General features: G+C 67.7%; 14 protein-coding genes. 9 read left to right on the forward strand and 5 right to left on the reverse strand.

Annotated features, from left to right (window positions below):
• Window positions 1–195 precede the first annotated feature (195 nt).
• Window positions 196–1,119 (reverse strand): class I fructose-bisphosphate aldolase, encoded by a 924-nt coding sequence (locus tag DAT35_RS27175; RefSeq protein ID WP_108070224.1) that lies wholly within the window; start codon window positions 1,117–1,119, stop codon window positions 196–198.
• Window positions 1,120–1,329: 210 nt separating this feature from the next.
• On the opposite strand from DAT35_RS27175, the gene DAT35_RS27180 reads away from it, so the two are divergent.
• On the forward strand, window positions 1,330–2,916 hold the full coding sequence (locus tag DAT35_RS27180; protein WP_369946072.1) for a TolC family protein: 1,587 nt from the start codon (window positions 1,330–1,332) through the stop codon (window positions 2,914–2,916).
• Window positions 2,917–2,982: 66 nt separating this feature from the next.
• Window positions 2,983–3,543 (forward strand): phospholipid-binding protein MlaC, encoded by a 561-nt coding sequence (locus DAT35_RS27185; RefSeq protein ID WP_108070226.1) that lies wholly within the window; start codon window positions 2,983–2,985, stop codon window positions 3,541–3,543.
• A 102-nt stretch (window positions 3,544–3,645) separates the two neighbouring features.
• Here the strand turns inward: DAT35_RS27185 and DAT35_RS27190 are convergent, their stop codons facing one another.
• Both DAT35_RS27190 and DAT35_RS27195 read right to left on the reverse strand, forming a co-directional pair.
• Window positions 3,646–4,827, reverse strand: coding sequence for a GNAT family N-acetyltransferase (locus DAT35_RS27190; protein ID WP_108070228.1), 1,182 nt, complete (start codon window positions 4,825–4,827; stop codon window positions 3,646–3,648).
• A gap of 9 nt (window positions 4,828–4,836) precedes the next feature.
• Window positions 4,837–6,378: a pyridoxal phosphate-dependent aminotransferase family protein gene (locus tag DAT35_RS27195; RefSeq protein ID WP_108070230.1), complete on the reverse strand. Its 1,542-nt coding sequence runs from the start codon at window positions 6,376–6,378 to the stop codon at window positions 4,837–4,839.
• 404 nt (window positions 6,379–6,782) lie between these two features.
• On the opposite strand from DAT35_RS27195, the gene DAT35_RS27200 reads away from it, so the two are divergent.
• Genes DAT35_RS27200 through DAT35_RS27225 form a run of 6 tightly spaced genes read left to right on the forward strand, consistent with a single transcriptional unit; the run spans window position 6,783 to window position 16,732 of the window.
• A complete protein-coding gene (locus tag DAT35_RS27200) occupies window positions 6,783–9,272 on the forward strand; it encodes an RND family transporter (protein ID WP_108070232.1) in 2,490 nt (829 codons plus the stop codon).
• The gene (locus DAT35_RS27205) at window positions 9,269–10,216 is read left to right on the forward strand and encodes a phosphatase PAP2 family protein (RefSeq protein WP_108070234.1); all 948 of its coding nucleotides are present in this window, start codon (window positions 9,269–9,271) and stop codon (window positions 10,214–10,216) included. Before DAT35_RS27200 ends, DAT35_RS27205 begins: the two co-directional genes overlap by 4 nt.
• 16 nt (window positions 10,217–10,232) lie before the next feature.
• A complete protein-coding gene (locus tag DAT35_RS27210; protein WP_108070236.1) occupies window positions 10,233–11,432 on the forward strand; it encodes an aminotransferase class I/II-fold pyridoxal phosphate-dependent enzyme in 1,200 nt (399 codons plus the stop codon).
• Window positions 11,433–11,488: 56 nt separating this feature from the next.
• Window positions 11,489–12,217 (forward strand): class I SAM-dependent methyltransferase, encoded by a 729-nt coding sequence (locus DAT35_RS27215; protein WP_108070238.1) that lies wholly within the window; start codon window positions 11,489–11,491, stop codon window positions 12,215–12,217.
• Window positions 12,210–13,229, forward strand: a complete 1,020-nt coding sequence (locus DAT35_RS27220; protein WP_233261726.1) for a hydroxymethylglutaryl-CoA lyase — start codon at window positions 12,210–12,212, stop codon at window positions 13,227–13,229. Before DAT35_RS27215 ends, DAT35_RS27220 begins: the two co-directional genes overlap by 8 nt.
• 35 nt (window positions 13,230–13,264) lie before the next feature.
• Window positions 13,265–16,732: a methylmalonyl-CoA mutase family protein gene (locus tag DAT35_RS27225; RefSeq protein WP_108070242.1), complete on the forward strand. Its 3,468-nt coding sequence runs from the start codon at window positions 13,265–13,267 to the stop codon at window positions 16,730–16,732.
• Between the two features lie 114 nt (window positions 16,733–16,846).
• Here DAT35_RS27225 and DAT35_RS27230 read toward each other — a convergent pair whose 3' ends face one another.
• Together DAT35_RS27230 and DAT35_RS60965 are read right to left on the reverse strand one after the other, a co-directional pair.
• Entirely contained in the window at window positions 16,847–18,424 is a 1,578-nt protein-coding gene (locus tag DAT35_RS27230; protein WP_233261727.1) for a penicillin-insensitive murein endopeptidase, read from the reverse strand.
• A 171-nt stretch (window positions 18,425–18,595) separates the two neighbouring features.
• A complete protein-coding gene (locus DAT35_RS60965) occupies window positions 18,596–20,758 on the reverse strand; it encodes a serine/threonine-protein kinase (RefSeq protein ID WP_233261728.1) in 2,163 nt (720 codons plus the stop codon).
• A gap of 167 nt (window positions 20,759–20,925) precedes the next feature.
• Here DAT35_RS60965 and DAT35_RS27240 point away from each other — a divergent pair, with 167 nt between their 5' ends.
• Window positions 20,926–24,174 carry a C45 family autoproteolytic acyltransferase/hydolase gene (locus tag DAT35_RS27240; RefSeq protein WP_233261729.1) on the forward strand — a complete coding sequence of 1,083 codons (3,249 nt, stop codon included), beginning with the start codon at window positions 20,926–20,928 and terminating at the stop codon, window positions 24,172–24,174.
• Window positions 24,175–24,190: the final 16 nt, after the last annotated feature.

Raw genomic sequence — 24,190 nt, forward strand, 5'->3', positions numbered from 1 at the left:
TACAGGCAAATAGCTTTTGAGAGGAGAAATACTGCTCAGACAGTGAGAACGGAAGGCCTCCAGAGGGAAAAACAGGTGCAGGGTCATCAACTACCCATCTGTCTTTTTTGACCCTTTCCGATTCCGTACACCGCCAATGAAAAAGCGGCCGGTCCCGAAAGACACCGGCCGCGGAAAAACTCCTCGTCGCGACGGTTACTTAGCGTTCTTGAAGATGTTGATCACATCTTTCAGCAGCTTCACCGACTCGTCGTGCGGGCGCTGGAAGGCGTTGCGGCCCATGATGGAGCCGAAGCCACCGCCCGCGGCGATCTGACGGATGTCCTCCAGCAGCGCCTCGGTGCTCTTGGTCTCGCCACCGGAGAAGATGACGATGCGCTTTCCGTTGAAGGCGGATTTCACCACGTCGCGAATCAGGTCCGTCAGGGTGCCGATGGGGATCTTCTGCTGCTCGTAGACCTTCTTGGCCTCGGGCTGCTCCAGGAAGGCCTTGGGCGGCTTCACCTTGATGATGTGGGCGCCGAGCTGGGCGCTGATCTGCGCCGCGTAGGACACCACGTCGATGGCGGTCTCGCCGTCCTTGGAGATGTGGCCGCGCGGGTAGGCCCACAGCACCGTGGGAAGGCCGTACTCCTTGGCCTCGCGGATGATGTCCCGAAGCGCCTCGTACTGCTCGTTGCGGTAACCCGAGCCCGGGTAGATGGTGTAGCCCACGGCCGTGCAGCCCAGACGCACCGCGTCCTTCACCGAGGAGGTGACGGCGGACATGGGGTGCTCGGGCTTGCCCAGGGTGTCCGAGTTGTTGAGCTTCAGGATGAGCGGAATCTCGCCCAGGAACTTGCCGGCCACCGACTCCAGGAAGCCCAGGGGCGCCGCGTAGGCGTTGCAGCCCGTCTCGATGGCGAGCTGGATGTGGTAGTCCGGATCATACGACGGCGGGTTGGGGGCGAAGGAGCGCGCGGGTCCGTGCTCGAAGCCCTGGTCCACCGGGAGGATGACCAGCTTGCCGGTGCCGGCGAGCGCACCGGTGTTGAGCAGGCGGGCCAGGTTGGACAGCGTGCCGGGATTGTCGGACGGGTACCACGAGAGGATCTGCTTGACGCGATCGGTATACGCCATGTGACTCCTCGGTGTGGGGCGGAAGGCCCCTTGACTTTGACGGCGCGGATTCTGCCCAGGTAGCGGCCGCGTACCAAGTAGATCATGCGAATCTTCGTCGCGGTGCGAACGGTCGGGGTACACGAACCCGATGACGGATGGGTCACGAAAGTGGATGCTGCGCCGCTGGGAACGCCCCGGAACAACGAGGGCCTCTGGGAGAGGCGAGTGGTGAACCGCAGAGATCCGCAACGTGTCATGGGAGTGGGACTGGTGCTCGCCGCGGCGCTGGCGGGAGCTCAAGTCGCTCCGACTCCAGCGCCCGCGCCCTCGATACCGGTGCCCGGAGCCCCCACGACGCCACCTCCGCCCTCGCAGGTGGCGCCGCAGGTTCCGTCCGGAGCAGGACAGGTCCCACAGGCCCCGAGCGTGACACCTCAGGTGGGTGAGGCGGCGGAGGAGGCGGCTCCCAACCCCAACGAAGCCCCTCCTTCGGCGCCCGGGGCGGCGAAGCGCACGCCCCTCACGCTGGAGCAGCTCGTCCAGCGCGCCCGCAAGCAGGACGCGCGGGTAGAAGAGGCGCGAGCGGAACTGCGCCGGCTGGAAGCGCTGCGGTACCAGGCGAAGTGGGCCTGGTTCCCCAAGCTCGAGGCGACGGCGGGCCTGGGCGGGCCGCTTCCCGAGGCCTACAACGACGGCCTGGGCGGGCCGCCGACGACAGAGGCCTCGCTCGAGGGTGATTGGAAGTTCGGCCGGCTGGGCATCGCGACCTTCCTCCAGGCGAACGCGGTCATGCCGCTCTATACCTTCGGAAAGCTGACGGCGCTGCAGAAGGCGGCGGAGCAGGGCCCCATCATCGGCAAGGCGCTCAAGGATCGCGCGGAGGACGAGGCGGGCTCCCAGGCCGCGCAGGCCTTCTTCGGCTACCAGTTGGCGCGCTCGGGGCTGAAGCAGCTCGATGATACGTCCGAGCGGCTGGAGGACGCGGCGAAGCAGCTTCAGAAGATGCTGAGCCAGAAGTCCGAGCAGGTCTCCAAGATGGACCTGTACAAGCTGGGCTTCTTCCGCAAGCAGCTCGAGGCGCGCCGGGCCCAGGCGGAGCAGGGCAGGCAGCTCGCGCTGGCCGCCATCCGTCTGCTGGCGGGCATTCCACCCGAGGAGTCGGTGGAGGTCGCCGAGACGGAGCTGGAGCCAGAAGGGGAGGTGAAGCCTCCAACGTTGGAGGAGTCCCTCGCGCTGGCCGAGCAGAAGAGGCCGGAGATCGCCGGCATCGCCGCGGGCATCATCGCGCGCGAGAAGGAGGTCTTCATCCGCGAGCGCATGTTCTTCCCGGATATCGGGCTCGCGGGCTTCCTGACGCTCCGGTACACCTCGAACGCGACGCCACAACGGGATCCCTTCGCCTACGATCCGTACAACGATCGCGAGGTGGGCGTAGGACTGGTGGCGAGGTACACCTTCGACTTCCCGACGAAGCAGGCGGAGCTGGATCAGTCACGAGCGGAGCTGGACAAGCTGAAGGCCCAGCAGCGGCTGCTCCAGGCCGCCATCCGCCTGGAGGTGACGAAGACCCACGGGGAGTTGATGGCGGCGCTGCGGCGGGCCCAGGCCCTGAGTGACGCCGAGCGGGATGCGCGGCGCTGGGCCACGGCCGCCATGGCCGCGTTCGATCTGGGCACCACCGGCACGCGGGATGTCATCGAGTCCTTCACGGCGTACGCCCAGGCGGCGGGCGACCGGGCTCAGAGCTGGCACGACTACCAGGTCGCCCAGGCGGAGCTTGCGCGAGTCACAGGAACGGCGCCGCGGGAACCGTGAATAAGTCCGCGCCGCGGGCTGTCTTGCATCCCAACTTCACTTTTAGCGTTTCGGAGTCACACAGACATGTTCGCTTCCCTGCTCGCCGCCGTGATCCTCACCGCCGCGCCCGGTCCCCTGGATGTCGTGAAGTCGGGCAACACCGACGTCCAGAAGGTCGCCACCACGAAGGGCGCCACGGCGGATCAGCTCTCCAAGGTGGTAGAGAAGTTCGTGGATTTTGGTGAGCTGTCCAAGCGCGCGCTCGGCGACAAGTGGGACAAGCTGACGGCCACGCAGCGCAAGGAGTTCTCCAGCACGATGGAGGGTCTGCTCCGCGCCTCCTACGCCCAGAAGGCGCTCGGCCAGGCCAAGGCGCAGGTGCAGTACGGCAAGGAGAACGTCGAGGGGAACGAGGCCACCGTGGGCACCACGGTGAACGTGAACCGGGACAAGTTCCCCGTCGACTACAAGCTCTACCGCGCGGACGGGAAGGGTGACTGGCGCATCTACGACATCGTCACCGATGACGTGTCGCTCCTGGAGACGTACCAGGGCCAGTTCCGTAAGCTGATTGCCGACAAGGGCTTCGACGGCCTGCTGTCCACCCTGAAGGCCAAGCGGGCGCAGCTCGAGCAGTCGCTGTAATCCCACCACCTCAGCGTGACGAAACGCGAGAACCCCACGTCCGGCCCTCTGTGAGGGACGGGGTGGGGTTCTCTCGTTGGAGCCCTCAGGAGCCGCTTCCGCCTACAGAGGCTTCTCGTAGACGCGGTACAGCTTGGAGCGCTTGCCGCCCATGGACTCGATGGCGCGGTTGACGAGGTGGTTGTCCTCGAGCGTCCAGGAGATTTCACCGCCCTCGTAGCCCAGCTCGCGCGCCCTGTTGAGGGTGTCCAGGTAGAGGATGGCGTCCAGGCCGCGGCGCCGGTAGCCCTCGATGGTGCCGAGCAGCACGAGGCGCAGCCGGCGGATGCGGCGCGAGGCCAGCAGCAGCTTCGCCAGGCCGATGGGCAGGCCGAACGTGGTGAGCCGGCCGTTGGCGGCCTTGATGGCCTCGTTGGCGTCCGGGATGGTGAGCGCGAAGCCCACGGGCTGGCCCTTCACCTCGGCCACCAGCGCGAGCTCCGGCCGCACCATCTGCTTCAGATCGCGCGCCAGGTGATCGAACTCGTGCTCCGTCATCGGCACGAAGCCCCAGTTCTTCTCCCAGGCCTGGTTGTACATGGTCTTCACCCGGGTCACCTCGGCATCGAACTCCTTGAGGTTCACCGGGCGTACCGTGACGCCCTCGCGCTGACGGATCTTCTCCGCGATGCGCGCCACCTTCTCCGGCGGAGGCGTGGAGGCGGACAGCTCCCACGCGTACAGATCCTTGGCCTTGCTGAAGCCATTGGCCTCGACGAGCGCCGGGTACCAGGTGGGGTTGTACGTCGTCATGATGGCCGGCGGGGTGTTGAACCCGTCGATGAGCATGCCCACCTCTCCATTGGTGGAGTAGCTCATCGGGCCGATGACGGACGTGAAGCCCTTGGCGCGCAGCCACGCCTCCGCAGCCTCGAAGAGCGCCCGGGCCACGCCCGCGTCATCCACGCACTCGAAGAGGCCGAAGAAGCCGACGTTGGTGCCCTGGAACTCGTTGTAGCGGGGGTTGCTCACCGCCGCGATCCGCCCCACCACCTGCTTGTCCCGGCGGGCGAGGAAGTACTCCACCTCGCCGAACTCGAAGAAGGGGTGCTTGCGCGGGTCCATGAAGTCCCGGCGCTCCATCTCCAGGTGCGGCACGAAGTTCGGGTCGCCCTTGTAGATGGAGTAGGTGAGGCGGATGAAGGCCGTGCGATCCGCCGAGGTGCGGACGGGAGTCACCTCCACGTCGGCGGGCAGGGGCGGCAACGGGGTCTCGGGGTTCTGCTTCTGGGCGGAGACGGCCATGGTGTGCTCCTAGCTGTGATCCTCGCGACCGTTGCGAATGAAGAGGTTGGCGCCCTTCTCCAACAGGAAGCCGGGGATGTTCGAGCGCTTCTCCCAGAGCTTCATCGGCATCTGGCCCAGCTTGCGGATGTCGTCGGGCTGGAGGTTGGCGGCACGCCAGGTGAGCGACTCCACCGCGTCGAACAGCTTGCCGGCCACCTCGCGCGACGACATGCGCGAGAGCTGATCCAGCGAGAAGCCGTTGCTGCCGTTGTGACCCGCGCTGGCGGCGGCCCACTTCTCCGTGGCCTTGTTGTTGCGCACGAAGGTGCCCGGGCGGGCGATCTGCACCGGGGTGTACGTGGAGGGCCGCGTCTGGGGGATGATGTCCAGCTTCTTGCCAATCTGCTCGAAGATGTCGAGCACCCGGTCCAGCTGCTCGTCCGTGTGCGTGGCCATGTAGCTGGTGCGGATGAGGGCGTGGCCCGCCTCGACCGCCGGGGGCACCACGGGGTTGGCGAACACGCCCGCCTCGTGCAGCGCCTTCCAGAAGCGGAAGCACTTCACCTGGTCGCCGATGTGCACCGGCACCACCGGCGTCACCGACACGCCCGTGTCGAAGCCCATGGCACGGAAGCCGTTGTGCATCTTCTCGGCGATGTCCAGCAGCCGCGCGCGCCGCTGCGGCTCGGCCTCGATGATCTCCAGGGCCTTGAGCGCCGAGGCGATGGAGGCCGGCGTCATGGACGCGGAGAAGATGACCGAGCGCGACTTGTGGCGCATGTAGTTGATGACGTCGGCGGGGCCGGCCAGCACGCCGCCCAGCGACGCGAAGCTCTTGGAGAACGTGCCCATCACCAGGTCCGTCTCCGCCTCCAGCCCGAAGTACTCCGAGGTGCCACGGCCCAGCGCCCCCAGCACGCCCATGGAGTGGGCGTCATCCGTCATCACCCGCGCGTTGTACTTCTTGGACAGCTCCACGATGCGGGGCAGGTCACAGATGTCGCCCTCCATCGAGAACACGCCGTCGGTGATGATGATCTTCCCCGCCTTGGGCTCCTTCTCCGCCGACTGCTGCAGGAGTTGCTCGAGGTGGTCCAGGTCGTTGTGCCGAAACTTGCGCTCCGTGGCGAAGGACAGTCGGATGCCGTCCACCAGCGAGGCGTGGTTCTGCCGGTCCGCGAAGACGATGTCGTGACGGCCCAGGATGGAGGACAGCGCCAGGTTCGTCTGGAAGCCGGTGGAGATGACCAGCGCGGCCTCGCGGTTGAGGAACTTCGCCAGCCGCTGCTCCAGCTCCTCGTGCAGCGCCAGGGTGCCGTTGAGCAGACGCGAGCCGGAGCACGTGGTGCCGTACCGCTCCACCGCCTTGATCGCCGCCTCCTTCACCCGCGGATCCGCGCTCAGGCCCAGGTAGTTGTTGGAGCCCACCATGATGACGCGGCGGCCCTCGATCTGGACCTCCGTGGCCCCGAATGACTCTTCGATGGCCCGGAAGTACGGGTAGAGCCCCGTGGCCTTGGCAATGCGGTAGTCCTTCCAACTGCGGCACTTCTCGAACACGTCACTCATGGCGTTCTTCTCTTGTTAAGCGAGATCCGGCTCGGCGGATCCGGGGCGCGCTTCCCTGCAGTGTTCATTCCGACCCGGGGCACCGCAGCGCGCGTCCTCCTCGGGGGGTAGGCGTGGCGTCAATATTGAGTCACCCTCCGAGTGTCAAGGCATCGACTGTCTGGCGGTGTGCCCTCCGGTCAGAGTGCGTCACTCGGAGGGGGTTGACACGTACCGGTATTCCCGGTTCCGGGCGGACGAGTGAGCAGCCGGTTGCACAGTTGGGACGTGCCTGCCCTGGTTCGGGCGGATAGGGGGGCGGAAGGCTTCCAGAGCAGACGCTGTTTGCTCCGGGATTCGCTGAGGTCCGTGACAGGTGGCCGGAAGTTTGCTTTCTGCGGGCCTCCACTCGACTGGGGTCAAGCTTGGCTGAGTCTCTTCGTCGTCGTTGGTTCGAGGCCTTCATCCGGGGAACGCTGGCGCGCCCCTGGCGGGTCCTCCTTGTATTCACGGTCCTGGCGCTCGGTGGAGCCCTGCTGTCAGGGCGGCTGGAGTTCCGTGGCTCCTTCGTGGAGCTGTTGCCGAGCGGGGCCCGAGAGGTCAAGGACCTCGCACGGGTAGCGCAGAAGGCCGGAGGTGACGGCTATCTGGTGGTGCGGGCGCGGGGCGCGAAGCCCGAGCAGCTGCGGGCCTTCGCCGACACGCTGGCCAAGAAGCTCGAGACGTTGCCCGAAGTGCGCTACGTCGAGCACCACTTCAACGTGGGCTTCTTCCAGGAGCGCGGCCTGCTGCTGCTGCCCACGGAGAAGCTGCGCGCGCTGCGCGAGGACGTGAGCGCGCGGCTGCGCTACGAGAAGCAGAAGGCGCTCGCGGTGGACCTGCTCGACGAGAAGGACGCGCCGCCGGACTTCGACGCCATCGTCAAGAAGTACACCCCGGACGCGCCCATGCGCGAGTACCTCGGGAGCGCGGATGGCTCCGAGGTGTACCTGATGGTGAAGCCGGGAGGCACAGCGGGCGACCTGGTGTTCGCCCAGAAGCTCGTGGACGACGTGAAACGCGTGTCCGCCGAGGTGGCCCAGGGCTCGCCCGGAGTGGTGCTGGACTACGCGGGCGCCTTCCAGGCACGGCTCGAGGAGGACGCGGTGATGCGCAATGATCTCACGCGCTCCGGCATCCTCTCGGCGGTGATGGCGGTGGCCATCATCCTGCTGGCCACGCGGCGGCTGTGGGCGCTGGCCGTGGTGGGCGTGCCCGTCATCTTCGGCGTGTCGCTGACGTTCGCCTTCGCGGAGATGGCCATCGGCCACCTCAACATCGTCACGGGCTTCCTGGTGGCCATCCTCATCGGCCTGGGCCTGGAGTACGGCATCCACCTGGCCATGCGCTACTGGGAGGAGCGGCGCGAGCACCCGGCGTCCCTCGCGCTGGCCGAGGCCGTGCGCGGCACCTTCGCCGGAGCCATCACCTCGGCGCTGACCAACGCGGCGGCCTTCTTCGTGCTCGTGTTCGCCCGGTTCGAGGCCTTCAAGCAGTTCGGCCTGCTGGCAGGCGTGGGCGTCATGCTGTCCGTGCTGGTGGCGTACGGGATGGGCCCCGCGCTGCTCGTGCTCGCCGAGCGCCTGCGCCCGGGCCGCAAGCCGGCCGCGGACCACGCTCCGGAGGCCCCGGCGCAGACGGCGCGGCCCTCGACCGGCAAGCGCATGCCCACCGTGGCCATCCTCGGCATCCTGATGGCGGTGATCGGCTTCGCGGGGTACTCGCTCTACGTGCTGCCGCGCGTGGGCTTCGAGACGAACATGCGCAAGCTCAAGGGCAACTCGTCCAGTGTGCAGCTGGATGACCACATCGTCGAGCAGCTCGGCTCGCCCCTCAACCCGGCCATCCTCCTGGTGGACGACCTGAAGCAGGCCCAGGTGGTCCAGCAGGTCATCTCCGAGGTGAAGGCGAAGCACGGCGAGGACTCCACCTTCAAGCAGTACGCCTCGCTCAATGATCTGCTGCCGCAGGACGTGCCGGCGCACCAGGAGCAGATTGCCGCGCTGCGCGACATGCTCCAGAAGCTGCCCGAGAGCGCCCAGACGGATCCTCGCATCGAGACCGTGAAGAAGATGCTGAACGCCCAGCCGTACGGGCCCGAGCAGATGCCCGAGGAGGTCCGCCGCCGCTTCGAGGCGCTCGACGGCAAGGGCATGTTCCTGCTGCTGTTCCCCTCGGTGTCCAACCACGACACCCGGGAGCTGGCGGCATGGGCCTCGCAGATCGACGAAGTGATTGACGGCGCCAAGGCCCGGGGCGTGGACCTGGCGGTGCTGGACAGCAACCGGATCGCCGCCCGCATCTTCTCCATGGTGCGCGCGGACGGACCGTTCATCCTCTGGTCGGCCGCGGTGGTGGTCTTCTTGACCATCCTCATCAGCCTGCGCAGCTTCAAGCGCGCCTGCCTGGTGGCCGGGCCCCTGTTCCTGGGCATGCTGTGCCTGGCCGGAGGGATGTACCTCTTCAACGTCCAGCTCAACTTCATCAACGCCGTGGTGCTCCCCAACCTGCTCGCCATCGCCGTGGACAACTCGGTGCACCTCTTCCACCGGTACGAGGAAGAGGGCCCCGGCTCGCTCGGCCATGTCGTACGGCACACGGGCCTGGCGGCGGTGGTGGCCACGCTCTCCAATGCCGCCGGTTACGGTGCACTGTTGATCTCTCATCACGCGGGCCTGCGGTCGATCGGTGAGATTGCACTTCTGGGTGTGATGTGCACCTTCCTGGGCACCACGGTCTTCTTCCCGGCCATGCTCGCGTTGATGGAGCGGTGGAAGGGCCGGAAGGCGGAGGGGGGAATGGTTCGGAGCCTGGAGATCAGCGCGCCCGCTGTGCCCGAGGCCGCTACAGAGCCGGGGGAGCGGAAGTCGGCGTGAGCTCCTGGACCTCGTACAACCGCGTCCGCCCGGGCGCCCGGTACGTCCACCTTCGCGGGGTCGACATCGTCATTGTCGTCTCCTGCGCACTGGCCGCCCTGGCGCTCGTGGGGCCCGCTCGCTGGGCCCCCGGTTCCTTGAGGTCCGCCGTTCACTTCGCCCTGTTCGCGCTCGGGCCCCTGGTCCTGCGCACCCTGGAGTCCTACTTCCCGAGGCACCGGCTGCTCGCCTTCGTGGCCTCCTTCTGGCTGCTGCCGGTGCTAAGCCTCAGCCACGGGCTGCTCAACCCCGTGGTGACCGCCATCACCCCGGTGCTGCGCGACGCGCAGCTCTCCACCATGGACCAGCGGCTGTTCGGTGTGCAGGCCTCCGTGATGCTCGGGCACGTGGTCCCGCCCTGGCTCACCGAAATCCTGATGGTCTGCTACTACGGCCACTTCATCTGGCCGCTGGTGCTGGGCGTGGTGCTGTACTTCACCGGGCGCCGCGACTCCTTCGACGAGTACCTGCTCGCGCTCAGTCTCTTCTTCGCCTTCAACTACCTCAGCTACGCGCTGGTGCCGGCCATCGGCCCGCGCTACTTCCTCTTCCACGACTTCCCCCGGCCGCTCGCGGGACTGTGGATGACGCCCTTCCTGGACTCGGTGATGCGCATGCCGCCGTTCGCCCGGGATTGCTTCCCCTCGGGGCATACCGGGGCCACGCTGCTGGTGCTCGTGTACGCCTGGCGCTTCGAGCGGCGCGTCTTCCGCGTGATGCTGGTGCCGGGCCTCTGCCTCATCGCCGCCACCCTCGTGGGCCGCTTCCACTACGCCACGGACCTGATGTGCGCGGTGCCCATGGTGATGGTGGTGGTGGGCCTCGCCCTGGGCTGGAGCCGGGCGACCGCGCGGCGAGAAGCAGTGGCGCGACCCGTGCCCATGGACGCTATTGTACGCCCCTGAACAAGGGAGCGTACGCATGAGCAGCAGGCCAATCCTCGCGGGCCGCGTGGCCCATCTCGGCACCACCGTCTTCTCCGAGTTCAGCGCGCTCGCCCTCAAACACGGGGCGATGAACCTGGGGCAGGGCTTCCCCGACTTCGACGGGCCCGAGGCCGTGAAGGAGGCCGCTCGCAAGGCCATCACCGACGGGGTGAACCAGTACGCCCCCAGCACCGGCCTGCGCGACCTGCGCGTGGCCATCTCCGAGCAGGGCGCGCGCTTCCACGGCCACACGGGCATCGACCCAGACACCATGGTGACCGTCACCAGCGGCGCCACCGAGGCCATCTTCTGCGTGCTGCTCGGCCTGGTGGATCCGGGCGACGAGGTGGTCGTCTTCGAGCCCTTCTACGATTCGTACGACGCCAACCTCAGCTTCATCGGGGCGAAGGCGCGCTACGTGCCGCTGCGCCCTCCGGATGCCTCGCACACCACGTGGTGGTTCGACCGCGATGAGGTGCGCGCGGCCTTCGGTCCCAAGACGCGGCTGCTCATCGTCAACACGCCCCACAACCCTACCGGCAAGGTGTACACCCGCGAGGAGCTCGAGTTCCTCGGCGCGCTGTGCGCCGAGCACGACGTGCGGGTGCTCTCGGACGAGGTCTATGAGCACATCGTCTACGGCCCGGCGCGGCACGTGCGTCCCGCCACCGTGCCCTCGCTGGCGGACCGGACCGTGACGGTGAGCAGCGGCGGCAAGACGTTCAGCCTCACCGGCTGGAAGATTGGATGGATCATCGCGCCCCCCGCGCTGCGTGACGCGGTGCAGCGCGCTCACCAGTTCGTGACGTTCGCCACGGCCTCGCCCCTGCAGGCGGCGATGGCGGCGGCGCTGCGGATGCCGGATGCGTACTTCCAGGAGCTGGGCGCCCAGTACCTGTCGAAGAGGGATCGGCTGCTGGCGGGGCTCGCCGAGGCGGGGCTCAAGGCCCACACGCCCGAGGGCAGCTACTTCATCATGGCGGACATCTCCGGACGGGGCTTCGCGGACGACGTGGCCTTCTGCCGTCACCTGGTGACGGAAGTGGGAGTCGCGGCCATTCCCCCGAGTGTTTTCTACAACGCGGAGCACAAGCACCTGGGGCAGGGGATGGCGCGCTTCGCCTTCTGCAAGACAGAAGCGGTGTTGGACGAGTCGGTGCGCCGGTTGAAGGTGGGGCTGGCGCGCGGACGATGAGGCCCGGACTCCGGGCGGCTTGCGACCGCGCGGGCGGCCTGTTCTAACGCGCCCCCGTGAGCTTCTTCGGCGAGCTGTACCTGCGTTCCACGCTGCCGTTCCTCTCCGAGGCAACGACAGCGCGAGAAGTCGCGTATCTCGCGAGGAGCTTCCAGTCTCTCCAGGTCCCTGGCCCCATCGTGGACCTGGGATGCGGCCACGGCCGGCACGCCGCGCGCCTGAACGCCGAGGGCCCTCTGGCGGGCCGCGTCATCGGTCTGGAGCTGGATCCACTTTCACTCCAGGAACGGCTCCCGGGCTTTCCAGCCGTGCGAGCCGACCTCCGCTCGCTCCCATTCCGTACGGGCTCGCTGGCGGGGGCCTACGCCTGGTACTCGACGCTGTTCATCTTCTCGGACGAGGAGCACGTGGCCCTGCTGCGCGAGGTGGCGCGGTGCCTACGGCCAGGGGGACGTCTGGTGCTGCACACCGTGCCATACGAGCGCCTGGCCGCCCATCCCGATGCCTCCTTCTCCACCCGGTTGCCGGACGGCAGTCTTCTGGAAGAGCAGAGCCATTTCGACGCAGTGCGTGGCCGGGACGAGGCCACCCGGCGATTGACAAGGCCAGACGGACGCGTTCTTACAGGCCACTACGCCATCCGTTACTATCCCCTCGCGGACCTGACGCGGTTATTGGAATCCACGGGGTTTTCGGTGTGCTGGCTGCATGGCGGGCTGGGGGAAGAGCAGCCGTCGGGCACATCGACGGATCTCATCGTGGGAGCTGAGCTGCGACATGGCTGACAGGAAAACCGGAAGCTCGACGCAAGACATCCGTCCAGTGGATTCGAACGAACAGCGCCGCCCGCGCGGAGTCGGGCTCGGCAGGTTGCCGGAGCATGTCGACGTCTATGAAGTGGGTCCTCGCGACGGCCTGCAGAACGAGCTGCGCACGCTGCCTACGCGCGACAAGGCGCGCCTCATCGAGGCGCTGATCGCCGCGGGGGAGAAGCGCATCGAGGTGACCTCCTTCGTGTCACCGAAGTGGATTCCGCAGCTCGCCGACGCGGATGAGCTGCTGCGCCTGGTGGGGCGGCGCGAGGGCGTCACCTTCTCGGCGCTGGTGCCCAACCTCCGGGGGCTGGCGCGCGCCAAGGAGGCGGGCCTGGAGGAGGCGGCCGTCTTCATCTCCGCGTCCGAGGCCCACTCGAAGAAGAACATCAACAAGAGCATCGCCGAGGCGGTGGCCGAGGCTCGCCAGACGACCGAGGCGGCGCTCAAGGCGGGGCTGCGAGTGCGCGGCTACCTGTCCACGGTGTGGGGCTGCCCCTACGAGGGCGAGGTGCCCGTCTCCCGCGTGGTGGAGATCAGCCGGGCCCTGGTGGACGGCGGCATCTACCAGCTCAGCCTGGGCGACACGATCGGGGTAGGGACGCCGCGGCAGACGGACACCATCCTCGGCGCGCTGCTCGAGCACATCCCGGTGGAGAAGCTGGCGCTGCACCTGCACGACACGCGCGGCACGGCCCTGGCCAACGCGCTGGTGGGCCTGCAGATGGGCGTGACGACCTTCGACGCCAGCATCGGCGGGCTGGGCGGGTGCCCCTACGCTCCGGGCGCGGCGGGAAACCTCGCCACCGAGGATCTCGTCTACATGCTCCATGGAATGGGCGTCCAGACGGGCATCCACCTCGACAAGCTCGTCGAGGCGGGCATGGTCGCCCAGGAGCTCATTGGCCGGAAGCTGGCGGGCAAGTTCCTCCAGGCCGCCCTGGGCGAGCGCGAGAAGAAGGCGAGCCGCCGGGCCCAGACCTGAGCCGCTCATCGAATTCAAGGTGGGAGTTACACACGGTGCGAAACCTCAAATTGACTTCAGTTCCCATGCCCTACAAGCCCCGTCACCACGTGCGGATCGTGACGGCCGCCTCGCTCTTCGACGGGCATGACGCGGCCATCAACGTGATGCGCCGGCTCATGCAGGCCTCGGGCGCGGAGATCATCCACCTGGGTCACAACCGTTCGGTCGCGGAGATCGTCGACTGCGCCATCCAGGAGGACGCCCAGGGCATCGCCATCACCTCGTACCAGGGCGGGCACGTCGAGTTCTTCAAGTACATGATCGACCTGCTGCGCGAGCGCGGCGCCAACATCAAGGTGTTCGGCGGCGGTGGAGGCACCATCCTCCCGTCCGAGATCGAGGAGCTCCACCGCTACGGGGTGACACGCATCTACTCGCCGGATGACGGCCGCGCGCTCGGGCTGCAGGGGATGATCGATGATCTCATCTCCAAGTGTGACTTCGAGAAGCGCTCCGGGGACTTCACGCCCCTGCTATCCCCGCGGCCGGCGCGCGAGCCGGGCAAGATCGCCTCGCTCATCACCATCGCGGAGAACTTCGCCTCCTCCGGTGACGCGCTGCGCGACGCGCTGTCGAAGATCAACTCCAGCTCCCCGCGAGTCCCCGTGCTGGGCATCACCGGAACGGGTGGGGCGGGCAAGTCGAGCCTGGTCGACGAGCTGGTCCGCCGCTTCCTCGCGGACTTCCCCGACAAGACGCTCGCGGTGCTCTCCATCGATCCGTCCAAGCGCAAGTCCGGCGGCGCACTGCTGGGCGACCGCATCCGCATGAACGCGATCGACAACCCGCGCGTGTACATGCGCTCCATGGCCACGCGTCAGAGCAACCTCGCCCTGTCCAAGCACGTCGGCGAGTCGATCGAGATCTGCAAGGCCGCCGGGTTTGACCTCATCGTGGTGGAGACGTCCGGCATCGGCCAGTCCGACACGGAGATCACCGAGCACTCGGACGTGTCTCTCTACGTGATGACGGCCGAGTACGGCGCGGCGACGCAGCTCGAGAAGATCGACATGCTCGACTTCGCCGATGTGATCGCCATCAACAAGTTCGACAAGCGGGGCTCGCTGGATGCGCTGCGGGACGTGCGCAAGCAGTGGAAGCGCAACCACAACGCCTTCTCCACGCCGGACGATGCGCTGCCCGTCTACGGCACCATCGCCTCGCAGTTCAACGACCCGGGCATGAACCAGCTCTACCGGGCCCTCATCGACACGATCGCCCGGAAGACCAGCGCCAGGCTCGAGTCGCACATCCCGATCACCCCGGGGATGAGCGAGAAGAAGTGGATCATCCCGCCCGAGCGCACCCGCTACCTGGCGGAGATCGTCGAGACCTGCGAGTCCTACGACAAGTTCGCCCGGGCCCAGGCCGCGATCGCCCGGCGCATGTACCAGCTCCAGGGCACCATCGAGGCGCTGCGCGCGAACGTGGGCCAGAAGCGGCTCGAGATCGTCGAGCCCCGGGACGCCTCGGACGTGGTGCACGTCACCCAGCGCGTCGAGGGAGAGCCAGCCTATCTCTCCGAGCTGGTGGAGCTGTACCGCGACCTGGAGTCCCGCCTCCACCCGGAGTGCAAGCGGCTGCTGGACGAGTGGCCGGCCACGAAGCGCCGCTACGCGGCGGCCAAGTACCAGTACCAGGTCCGCGACAAGGTCATCGAGATCGATCTCTTCACCGAATCGCTCTCGCACCTGCGCATCCCCAAGATTGCCCTGCCGAAGTACGAGGACTGGGGCGACGTCCTCACCTGGCTGCTGCGTGAGAACGCGCCGGGCGCCTTCCCGTTCACCGCCGGCGTCTTCCCGCTCAAGCGCGAGAACGAGGACCCCGCGCGCATGTTCGCCGGCGAGGGTGGCCCCGAGCGCACCAACAAGCGCTTCCACTACGTCTCACGCGGGCTGCCCGCCAAGCGCCTGTCCACGGCCTTCGACTCGGTCACGCTCTACGGCGAGGATCCCGACCACCGCCCGGACATCTACGGCAAGGTGGGCAACTCCGGCGTCTCCATCGCCAACGTGGACGACGCGAAGAAGCTCTACTCCGGCTTCGATCTCGCGGACCCGTCCACCTCCGTGTCGATGACCATCAACGGTCCCGCGCCGATGCTGCTCGGCTTCTTCCTCAACGCCGCGGTGGATCAGCAGTGTGAGAAGTGGATCCGCGCCCAGGGCCAGACCGAGCAGGTGGAGAAGAAGATCGCCGAGATCTACCAGCGCCGCGGCCTTCCCCGGCCTCGCTACCAGGGCGATCTGCCCGCGGGCAACGACGGGCTGGGACTGCTGCTGCTCGGCGTGTCCGGCGACGAGGTCCTCCCGCGCGAGACGTACGAGAAGATCCGCGCCTCCACGCTCCAGGCCGTCCGCGGCACCGTGCAGGCGGACATCCTCAAGGAGGATCAGGCGCAGAACACCTGCATCTTCTCCACGGAGTTCGCCCTGCGGCTGATGGGGGACATCCAGCAGTACTTCATCGAGCAGAAGGTCCGTAACTTCTACTCGGTCTCCATCTCGGGCTACCACATCGCCGAGGCGGGCGCGAACCCCATCTCCCAGCTCGCCTTCACCCTGGCCAACGGCTTCACCTTCGTCGAGTACTACCTCTCGCGAGGGATGCACATCGACGACTTCGCGCCCAACCTGTCGTTCTTCTTCTCCAACGGCATGGACCCCGAGTACACCGTGCTGGGCCGCGTCGCGCGCCGCATCTGGGCCAAGGCCATGCGCGACAAGTACGGCGGCAACGAGCGCTCGCAGAAGCTCAAGTACCACATCCAGACCTCGGGCCGGAGCCTCCACGCCCAGGAGATCGCCTTCAACGACATCCGCACCACGTTGCAGGCGTTGCTGGCGCTCAACGACAACTGCAACTCGCTGCACACCAACGCCTACGACGAGGCCATCACCACGCCCACCGAGGAGAGCGTGCGGCGGGCGCTCGCCATCCAGCTCGTCATCAACAAGGAGTTCGGTCTCTCCAAGAACGAGAACCCGAACCAGGGCTCCTTCATCGTCGAGGAGCTGACGGACCTGGTCGAGGCCGCCGTGCTGACCGAGTTCCGCTCCATCTCCGAGCGCGGCGGCGTGCTCGGGGCCATGGAGCGCATGTACCAGCGCTCGAAGATCCAGGAGGAGTCGCTCTACTACGAGACGCTCAAGCACGACGGGACGCTGCCCATCATCGGCGTGAACACCTTCCTGGATCCCAAGGGCTCGCCGACCATCACCCCGCCAGAGGTGATCCGCGCCACCCAGGAGGAGAAGGACTACGCCATCAGCTCCCGCGACGCCTTCTGGAAGCGCAACGAGTCGTCCGCGTCTCAGGCCCTCGCGGCCGTGAAGCGCGCCGCGCTGGACAACGGGAACATCTTCGCCGCGCTGATGGACGCCTGTAAGGTCTGCACGCTCGGCCAGCTCTCGCGCGCGCTGTACGAGGTGGGCGGGCAGTACCGGCGCAACATGTAGTGCGCCCATGCCCCCCTCAAACTGGAACCCCGCCGCGTACGCTCAAAGCGACGCCGGAGGGGGAGGGGGGCTCATCCGGAAATGACGGTGGAGCGCGGGGCACCGCGCTCCGTCTCACCGCGACGCCGCCGGTCCGATCTGCATGACCGCGGCCGAGGTGTGGGCTGGAGTGCCCTGGACCGCGGGCTCCTGCGCCGGAGCCTCGGGGGCCTGCTGCTGCGTCCCGGTCTCGGCGCTCGGTGGCTCGCTACCACCCGTGTCCTGCCGCTGCACCTCCACCGCGGGCTTCTTCGGCTCGGGGGAGGCAGGGGCCTGCTGGGTGGCCATGGCCGGCTGCGGCTCCACGGCAGCGGGCGGTGCGGCTACGGCGGGCTGCGCCAGGGCGCCCGGTGCCGTGACGACCGGCTGCTCCGAACCAGCGGCCGAAGCGGCCTCGGGCGCCTGCTTCGCGGCCACGGCCGGCGCCTGCTGCTCGAGCTCGGGAGGCATCCGCCGCGGAGGAACGACGACGGGCGGCGGCACCGGGCAGCGGGTGCACGGGCCCCTCAGAGGCACCGACAGCACCTGGCCGATGCGCAGGAAGGTGTTGCGCATCCGGTTGGCCTTCTTGATGCCCTGGATGCTCGAGCCGTAGCGCAGCGCGATGCCGCCGAGCGTGTCTCCCGAGCGCACCCGGTGCATCTGGATGTTCTTGTCGGGCTGCAGCGCGAGCAGCGGGGCGATCCGCCGTCCCAGCTCCTGGGCGCGTGGGTTGAAGAAGCGCACATGGAAGTGGTCGCGGTGGCGCTTGGCGTGCTTGATGAGGGACTTCGCGCCGTCATTGAAGAGCGAGTCCAGCCACGCCTTGTTCTCGCCCTTGCGCAGCGCGTAGTCGTACAGGACCTTCTGGACGCGCTTGTCCACGAGGATCATCTGCACATCCGCGTGCATGGCGAGCGCCTTGAGCAGGGCCCAGTTCAGCTCGAGATCGATGTACCGCTCGCGCTCGCGCGCCCGGATGGGATCGACGGTGGGGTAGTAGAAGCCCAGGTCCACGTCCCGGCCGTTCTGATGGCTCTTGTGCGGCCGCAGGTAGCCACCATCACGGGAGCTGATCTGGTTCACCCGGAGCTGGGGCGCCTTCGGATACTGCGCCCGGACCTCGCGGATGGCCCGCGTCACGTAGTCCACCGTCTCCTGGGTGCCCCACGCCAGCTCGGGCGAGACCACGATCCACTCCTCCCCCTGGGGGAATTGGACCGAGTTCACCATCCGCCCGCTCTCGACGAACCCCACCGAGATGGACCCCAGCGACGCCGGATGCTTCTTCCACAGCTCCGTGAGCTGCTCGTCCGACCACTCGGAGGTGTACAGCGGGCCGTTGGGCACGACGGTGGAGCTGGTGGCCTCCCCGGCCTCGCCCTCGTCCGTATCGACGGCGTCCGCCAGCTCGTCGTCACCTGCCTCGTCGTCACCGCTCTCGGCGGACTCCTCGGAGGCCGCGACGGCCGCGTCGTTGTGTTCGACCACCTGCGTCACGGCTTCCGGGAGCTTCTCCGGCGGCCGTGAGGCATCGGTCTCCTGCGAAGCCGCCTGCAATGAAGCGGGCTGGACGGCGGCGGAGGCCGTCTCCTTCGAGGGGGAGACAGTGGGAGCAACGTGCGCGGTGCAGCCGGCGCACAGCAACAGGATGATCCAGGATGTAGAACGCACTGGGGCCGGAGCATGGCCCGAAATCCTCCCTGGTAAAAGTAAAGCGCTCAGGCTGCCTGGGACTCCGGGCAGGCATCCCAGGGGGACTTGACCCGAGGGGCAGGGGACGGCAGCCCAGTGACGGTCCTCTTCCCGCGCTGATTTCCGAGTCAAACCGGGCATTTATCTCTCTCAGGTGCTCAGGGCGCGGACCCGATCCGCCAGATTGAGGGTGAAGAGGCGGTAGATGCGCAGGGCCGCCGCGTCGTGGGTGGAGAGGTAGTGCTGGAAGTCCTCGCGCGAGATGTGCAGGGCTCGCACGGCCGTTCGGGCTCGCACGTGCGCGGAGGCGGGAGCGTCCTGCACGAGGGAGATCTCCCCCAGGTGTGCCCCCGGCCCCAGGGTGTTGAGCAGCCGCGCGTCCGCCTCCGGGCCGATGAAGACGTCCACCGTTCCCTCGAGCAGCACCAGCAGCCCCACCCCTCGCGCGCCCTTCTCCACGAGCGTCTCCCCGGGCTGGAACTCCATCTGCCGTGCCATGCGGTAGAGGTCCCTCATGTCCTCGAGCAGTAGCTCGCCGAAGATGGGGATGGACTTGAAGTAGGCGTAGCCCTCCAAGGCGGTGAGGGGAGGCGGCGCGCCGCGGACCCACGGGGAGCCCTCGTCCATCCGAGCCTGCAACCTGTCCGCCTCCGCCTGACGCCCGAGCAGCCGCAACAGCCGTAGCACCAGGGCCCGCAGGTCCGGGTCGCGCCAGGACTCCTCGGACGCCTGGAGCACCGCGGTGGCGAGCGCCAGGGCCCGCTGGGTGTGGCCATAGTGCTCCATCAACTCGCACAGACGCAGCACGGCCTGACGGTATTGAGGATCTCCCGCCGGCACGCTCCGCAGTGCCTCCACCTCGGCGTGCACGTTGTTCAGCTCGCGGTAGAGGGCCGCGGCCTCCATCGGCCGCTTCAGCCTCATCAGGCAGTGCGCCATGGTCTGGCGCTCCCCCAGCTTTTGATACAGGTCGAGCGCCAGCTCCAGCCTCCCGCATCGCTCGAACACCGCGGCGGCCCGCGTCATGTTTCCCACGCGCAACCAGGCCTCGGCCGCCGCTCCCAGGTCTCCCGCCTGCTCGTACAGGGCCGCGGCCTCCGCGTCCGACCGGCCGCCCTCCAGCAGCTTCGCCGCCGCGCGGAAGTCGCGCGCCCGCCGCAGCACCTCCACCAGGTTCTGGCGCCGGTTCTCCGAGGCCCCCGCCGCATCCTCCAGCAGGCGCTCGCGCTGCGCGGCTCCGAACTCCTCATAGGCCTGCACCGCGATGTCCAGCTCCTCCGGGTCCGCCGGCTCCTTCGCCCCCTGCGCTGCGTCCTCCCCCGCCGGGGAGGCTCCGAAGATGCGGGTGTGGAACCGGTCCCCGCTCTCGCCGCCTCCGGGGCTCCCGGCGTCCGGTCCGGTGCCGAGCACCTCGGTGACCAGCGCGGCGATCTGGGTGGCTCCCACGGTCTGCGCCTGCGAGACGAGGAAGTGCTCCAGATCGGCCTGCAGCTCCTGGCAGCTCGCGTGGCGCTGGTTCGGGTCCTTCGCCATGGCCCGCTCGATGAGCCGCTGGAGCTGCACGGGCAGATCCACGCGCCGCTGGCTCAGTGGAGTGGGTGGCTCGTGGACGATCTCCCGCGCCAGGCGGAATTCGTTCTTCTCCTCGTAGGGCAGGTGCCCCGTCACGAGCTGGTACAGCACCACGCCCAGCGCATAGATGTCGGCGCGCAGATCCAACGGCCTTCCGAGGATCTGCTCGGGCGGCATGTAGGCGATCTTCCCCTTGATGAAGCCGACCTGGGTGCGGCTCGACATGCCCTCCGAGCGGGCGATGCCGAAGTCGGCCACCTTGATGCCACCGCTCCTGCTGATGAGCACGTTGTCGGGACTGAGATCGCGGTGGACGATCTTCAGGGGCTGGCCCGTCCTGGGGGCCGTCAGCCCATGCGCGTAGGCGAGCCCCTCGCACACGAACGAGAGGATCTTCACGCAGGGGCCCAATGGGAGCAGCGTCTGCCGCGCCTGGTGATAGCGGGTGGCGAGCTCCTTGAGGCTCACGCCATCCACGTGCTCCATGGCCAGGAAGTACGCGCCCTCGAACTCACCGAAGTCGAAGATCTGGACGATGTGGGGGTGGTTGAGCTGCGCGGCGAGCTTCGCCTCTGCGAGGAACAGCTGGATGAAGTGGGGATCCTCGGCGAGCTGCGGGAGGATCCGCTTGAGGACCAGGGTCTTCTCGAAGCCTCCCGGCCCTTCCGCGGTGGCCAGGAAGACTTCCGCCATGCCACCGGTCGCCAGCAGCCGGCGGGTCTCATACTTGCCCATCTTCATCGTTCGCTCGCGAATCCGGAGGCACTCATGCTGACCTTGAAGACGCTCATCCCCCCGGGTTGTGAAAGAAGTCCGCACATGGGTTGACGGTCGGCGGCCGGAGCGGGAGAAGTAGCCCTGCGCAACAACCCCCACCTCACTCCGGGAAGGACATGACCCCTCTCCGCATGACCTCGAGAATCCTCGGTGCGCTGCTCTTCACAGCGGGAGCACTCCACGCGTCCCCCTCACGGGCCGCGCAGGTGCCCGTATCCAATGCCGGCTTCGAATCGCTGGTTTCCTCCGGACAGCCCTCCGGCTGGACGGCGACGGGAGGGGGCAGGGTGGCCTCCAGCCCGGACGGCAAGTCCGAGGGCGCGCGGGGACTCGTCATCGAGAACCCGGTGGGCGGCGCCGAGACCACCGTCCAGTCCGAGCCCGTGAAGCTCCAGGTGGGCCGCCTCTACCGCCTGAGCGCGTGGGTGCGCACCCGCGGCGTGCAGGCGGATGCCCAGGCGCGCTACCCCACGGCGATCGGCGCCTGTCTGTCGATGAAGAGCTTCCCCTTCACCAACTGTTCGCCCACCCAGGGCGCGGACCAGGACGGCCGCGTCTCGGTGCTCTTCTTCGCCATCCAGGGCTCGGATCGCGTGCAGGTGCACCTGGGCCGCAACGGCAAGGCCACCGGCTCCGCCTGGGTCGATGACGTGCGCCTCGAGGAGGTGGACGACATCACCGCCTACATTCCCATGGAGTCCGTGCGCTGGGCCGGCAAGGGCTTCCGCTACGACGACGGCGGATGGAAGTACATCCACATCGAGGGCGAGCCGTACGAGCGCGGTCAGCAGTACGGAGAGCTCGTGGCGGAGGATGTCGTCCGCTACATGGAGAAGGTGGGCATCCAGAAGAACCGCCAGGACGCCGTCAACGGCTGGTCCCAGGTGAGGCTGCTCGCCGACTCGCTCTTCCTGCGCAAGTACGAGCCCGAGTTCCTCGAGGAGATGAAGGGCATCGCGGACGGCGTCAACAAGGCCGGCGTGAAGTTCAAGGACCGCGAGGTGGAGCTGCTGGATGTGGTGGCATTGAACTCGGTGGTGGACCTGGGCCAGCTCGAGGACGCCAACCGCGTGAGCGCCACGCCGATCTCCGGGCGCGTCTTCCTCAAGGCCGAGGACGAGACGGCTCGGGCAGGTGAGGGCGACCACTGCTCGTCCTTCGTGGCCACGAAGTCCGCCACCCGGGATGGCCAGTTCATCATGGGGCAGCTCTTCATGTGGAACGGCTACACGGGCGTCCACTGGGACGTGATGCTGGACGTGCAGCCCACCCGCGGCCACCGCTTCATCATGCAGACGTTCCCGGGCGGCATCCACAGTGGCGCGGACTGGTTCATCAATGACGCGGGCATCGTCATCGGCGAGACCACGGTGGGCCAGACGCCCTTTGATCCCGACGGCACGCCCCAGAGCAACCGCATCCGCAAGGCGGCCCAGTACGCCTCCACCATCGAGGACGTGGCCCGCATCCTCAAGGAGCGCAACAACGGCCTCTACACCAACGACTGGACGCTCGCGGACGCCAAGTCCGGCGAGGGCGCCTGCCTCACGCTCGGCACCAAGAAGACGAAGCTGTGGCGCACCGGCGGCAAGGGCAACGGCTCGGACACTCCGGGCAACCTCAAGGACTTCATCTGGGCCAACAACAACAACCGCGATCTGGAGGTGCGCAAGGAATACATCCCCAACCCCCAGAACGCCCCGGTGGACCTGGCCTTCAATACCTGGAACCGCGACATCGCCTTCCAGAAGTACTTCGAGCAGTACGGCAAGGGCGGCATCGACCTGGAGAACGCCATCCGCATGATGGCCTCCAGCCCCATCAACCGGCCCCACGCCTGCGACGGGAAGATCACCACCGGTGAGATGGCCAGCCAGCTCATGTTCCTCGCGCACTACGGCAAGACGACCCTGCGCGAGAAGATGGTCGGCGGCCGGTGGATCCAGGACCTCCCCGGCGCCACCGCCCACCTGACGCTCGGCTACACCACCTTCAGCCCCATCTTCGTGGCCGACAAGCTCAAGGCCGCCCGCGCGAAGTCGCTCGCCGCGGAGGCGAAGGACTCCACGCCCAAGCGCGACACCTCCAAGGTCAAGGAGTCCCTCGGCTTCGACAAGAAGCTCCTGTGGGCCAACACCGTGTTCCCGGCCACCGACGGCGAGAACTGGCTGGTGAGCGGCACCTCCGCCTACTGGAACGTGCTCAACAAGCTGCCGGACTCGGCGGACAAGGCCTTCGACCAGCAGCGCGACGCCCTCGCGGAGCTCAACACCCGCTACCTGTACCTCGCCTCGCGCGAGGGGGACGTGGTGCCCGTGGCCACGCGCACCTCCTACGGCCGCTACGGCACCTACGCCATTCCTCGCATCAAGGGCACCTTCCTGCTGCACCAGCTGCGACTGCTGCTCGGCAACAAGTCCTTCTCGAAGGTCATGAGCACCGTCCACGAGCGGTACGCCAACAAGAACATCACCACGGCGGACTTCGTGCGCACCGCCTCGGAGGCCGCGGGGAGGGATTTGAAGCCTTTCATCTCACAGTGGGTGGATCGCGGTGGCCTGCCCGAGCCGCGCATCCTCGCCAGCTCCACGAAGGCCAAGGACGGCTATGACGTGACGCTCAAGGTGGAGCAGGGTGACAAGCCCTATCACCTCGTCACCAGCGTGGAGCTCGTCTCGGCCAAGGGCTCGACGCTGGAGCGCGTGGAGGTGAAGAGCGCGAGCGAGGCCTTCTCCTTCCACGTGGCCGAGCAGCCCGTGCGCGTGGTGTTCAACCCGGCCAACGACATTCCCGTGCCGCGCGAGCGCTTCCAGGTGCTCTCCAACGTGATGGATGACTTCAGCCAGCTGCTCTTCGTCCATGGCACTGCACGCGGGGTGGAGGCGGATAGAACGCTGACCCTGAACTTCCGCGAGGTGGTCGCGGATGCCTTCACGGACCAGCTCGCCCCCCTCAAGCCGGACTCCGAGGTGACGGAGCAGGAGCTGGCGAGCAAGGACTTGTTCGTACTCGGAGGCGCCGAGGACAACGGGCTGGTGGCGCGGCTGGCCGCGGAGAAGAAGCTGCCGGTGGAGATCGGCCGCCGGTTCTTCCGCTGGCAGGGGAAGACGTATGGGCGCTCGGATGACGGGCTCGCCGTGGCGCTGCCCAACCCGTGGAACCCGAAGCGGGCGCTCTACCTGTACCTGGCCAACAGCGGCCCGCAGCTCTGGCACATGACCCGCGCCTTCCAGCCGGGCCAGCTCCAGGGCTGGGCGATCTACCGGGGCGGCGAGGTGAGCACCAAGGGCTACCACGGCCTCGACGCGCTCGCGGTGGAGTTGAAGGAGTCTCCGGCTCCCGAGGTCAAACCCATCAGCTCAGCGGCCAGCGCGAACTGAGCGCTGACATCGAAGC

This window comes from Vitiosangium sp. GDMCC 1.1324 (genome assembly GCF_003044305.1).
In the GTDB taxonomy this organism is placed as follows: Bacteria; Myxococcota; Myxococcia; order Myxococcales; family Myxococcaceae; genus Archangium.

Coding starts and splice junctions, on each gene's coding strand:
- DAT35_RS27175 (WP_108070224.1), bottom strand. CDS start 1,119: ATGGCGTATACCGATCGCGTCAAGCAGATCCTCTCGTGGTACCCGTCC.
- DAT35_RS27185 (WP_108070226.1), top strand. CDS start 2,983: ATGTTCGCTTCCCTGCTCGCCGCCGTGATCCTCACCGCCGCGCCCGGT.
- DAT35_RS27190 (WP_108070228.1), bottom strand. CDS start 4,827: ATGGCCGTCTCCGCCCAGAAGCAGAACCCCGAGACCCCGTTGCCGCCC.
- DAT35_RS27195 (WP_108070230.1), bottom strand. CDS start 6,378: ATGAGTGACGTGTTCGAGAAGTGCCGCAGTTGGAAGGACTACCGCATT.
- DAT35_RS27210 (WP_108070236.1), top strand. CDS start 10,233: ATGAGCAGCAGGCCAATCCTCGCGGGCCGCGTGGCCCATCTCGGCACC.
- DAT35_RS27220 (WP_233261726.1), top strand. CDS start 12,210: ATGGCTGACAGGAAAACCGGAAGCTCGACGCAAGACATCCGTCCAGTG.
- DAT35_RS60965 (WP_233261728.1), bottom strand. CDS start 20,758: ATGAAGATGGGCAAGTATGAGACCCGCCGGCTGCTGGCGACCGGTGGC.
- DAT35_RS27240 (WP_233261729.1), top strand. CDS start 20,926: ATGACCTCGAGAATCCTCGGTGCGCTGCTCTTCACAGCGGGAGCACTC.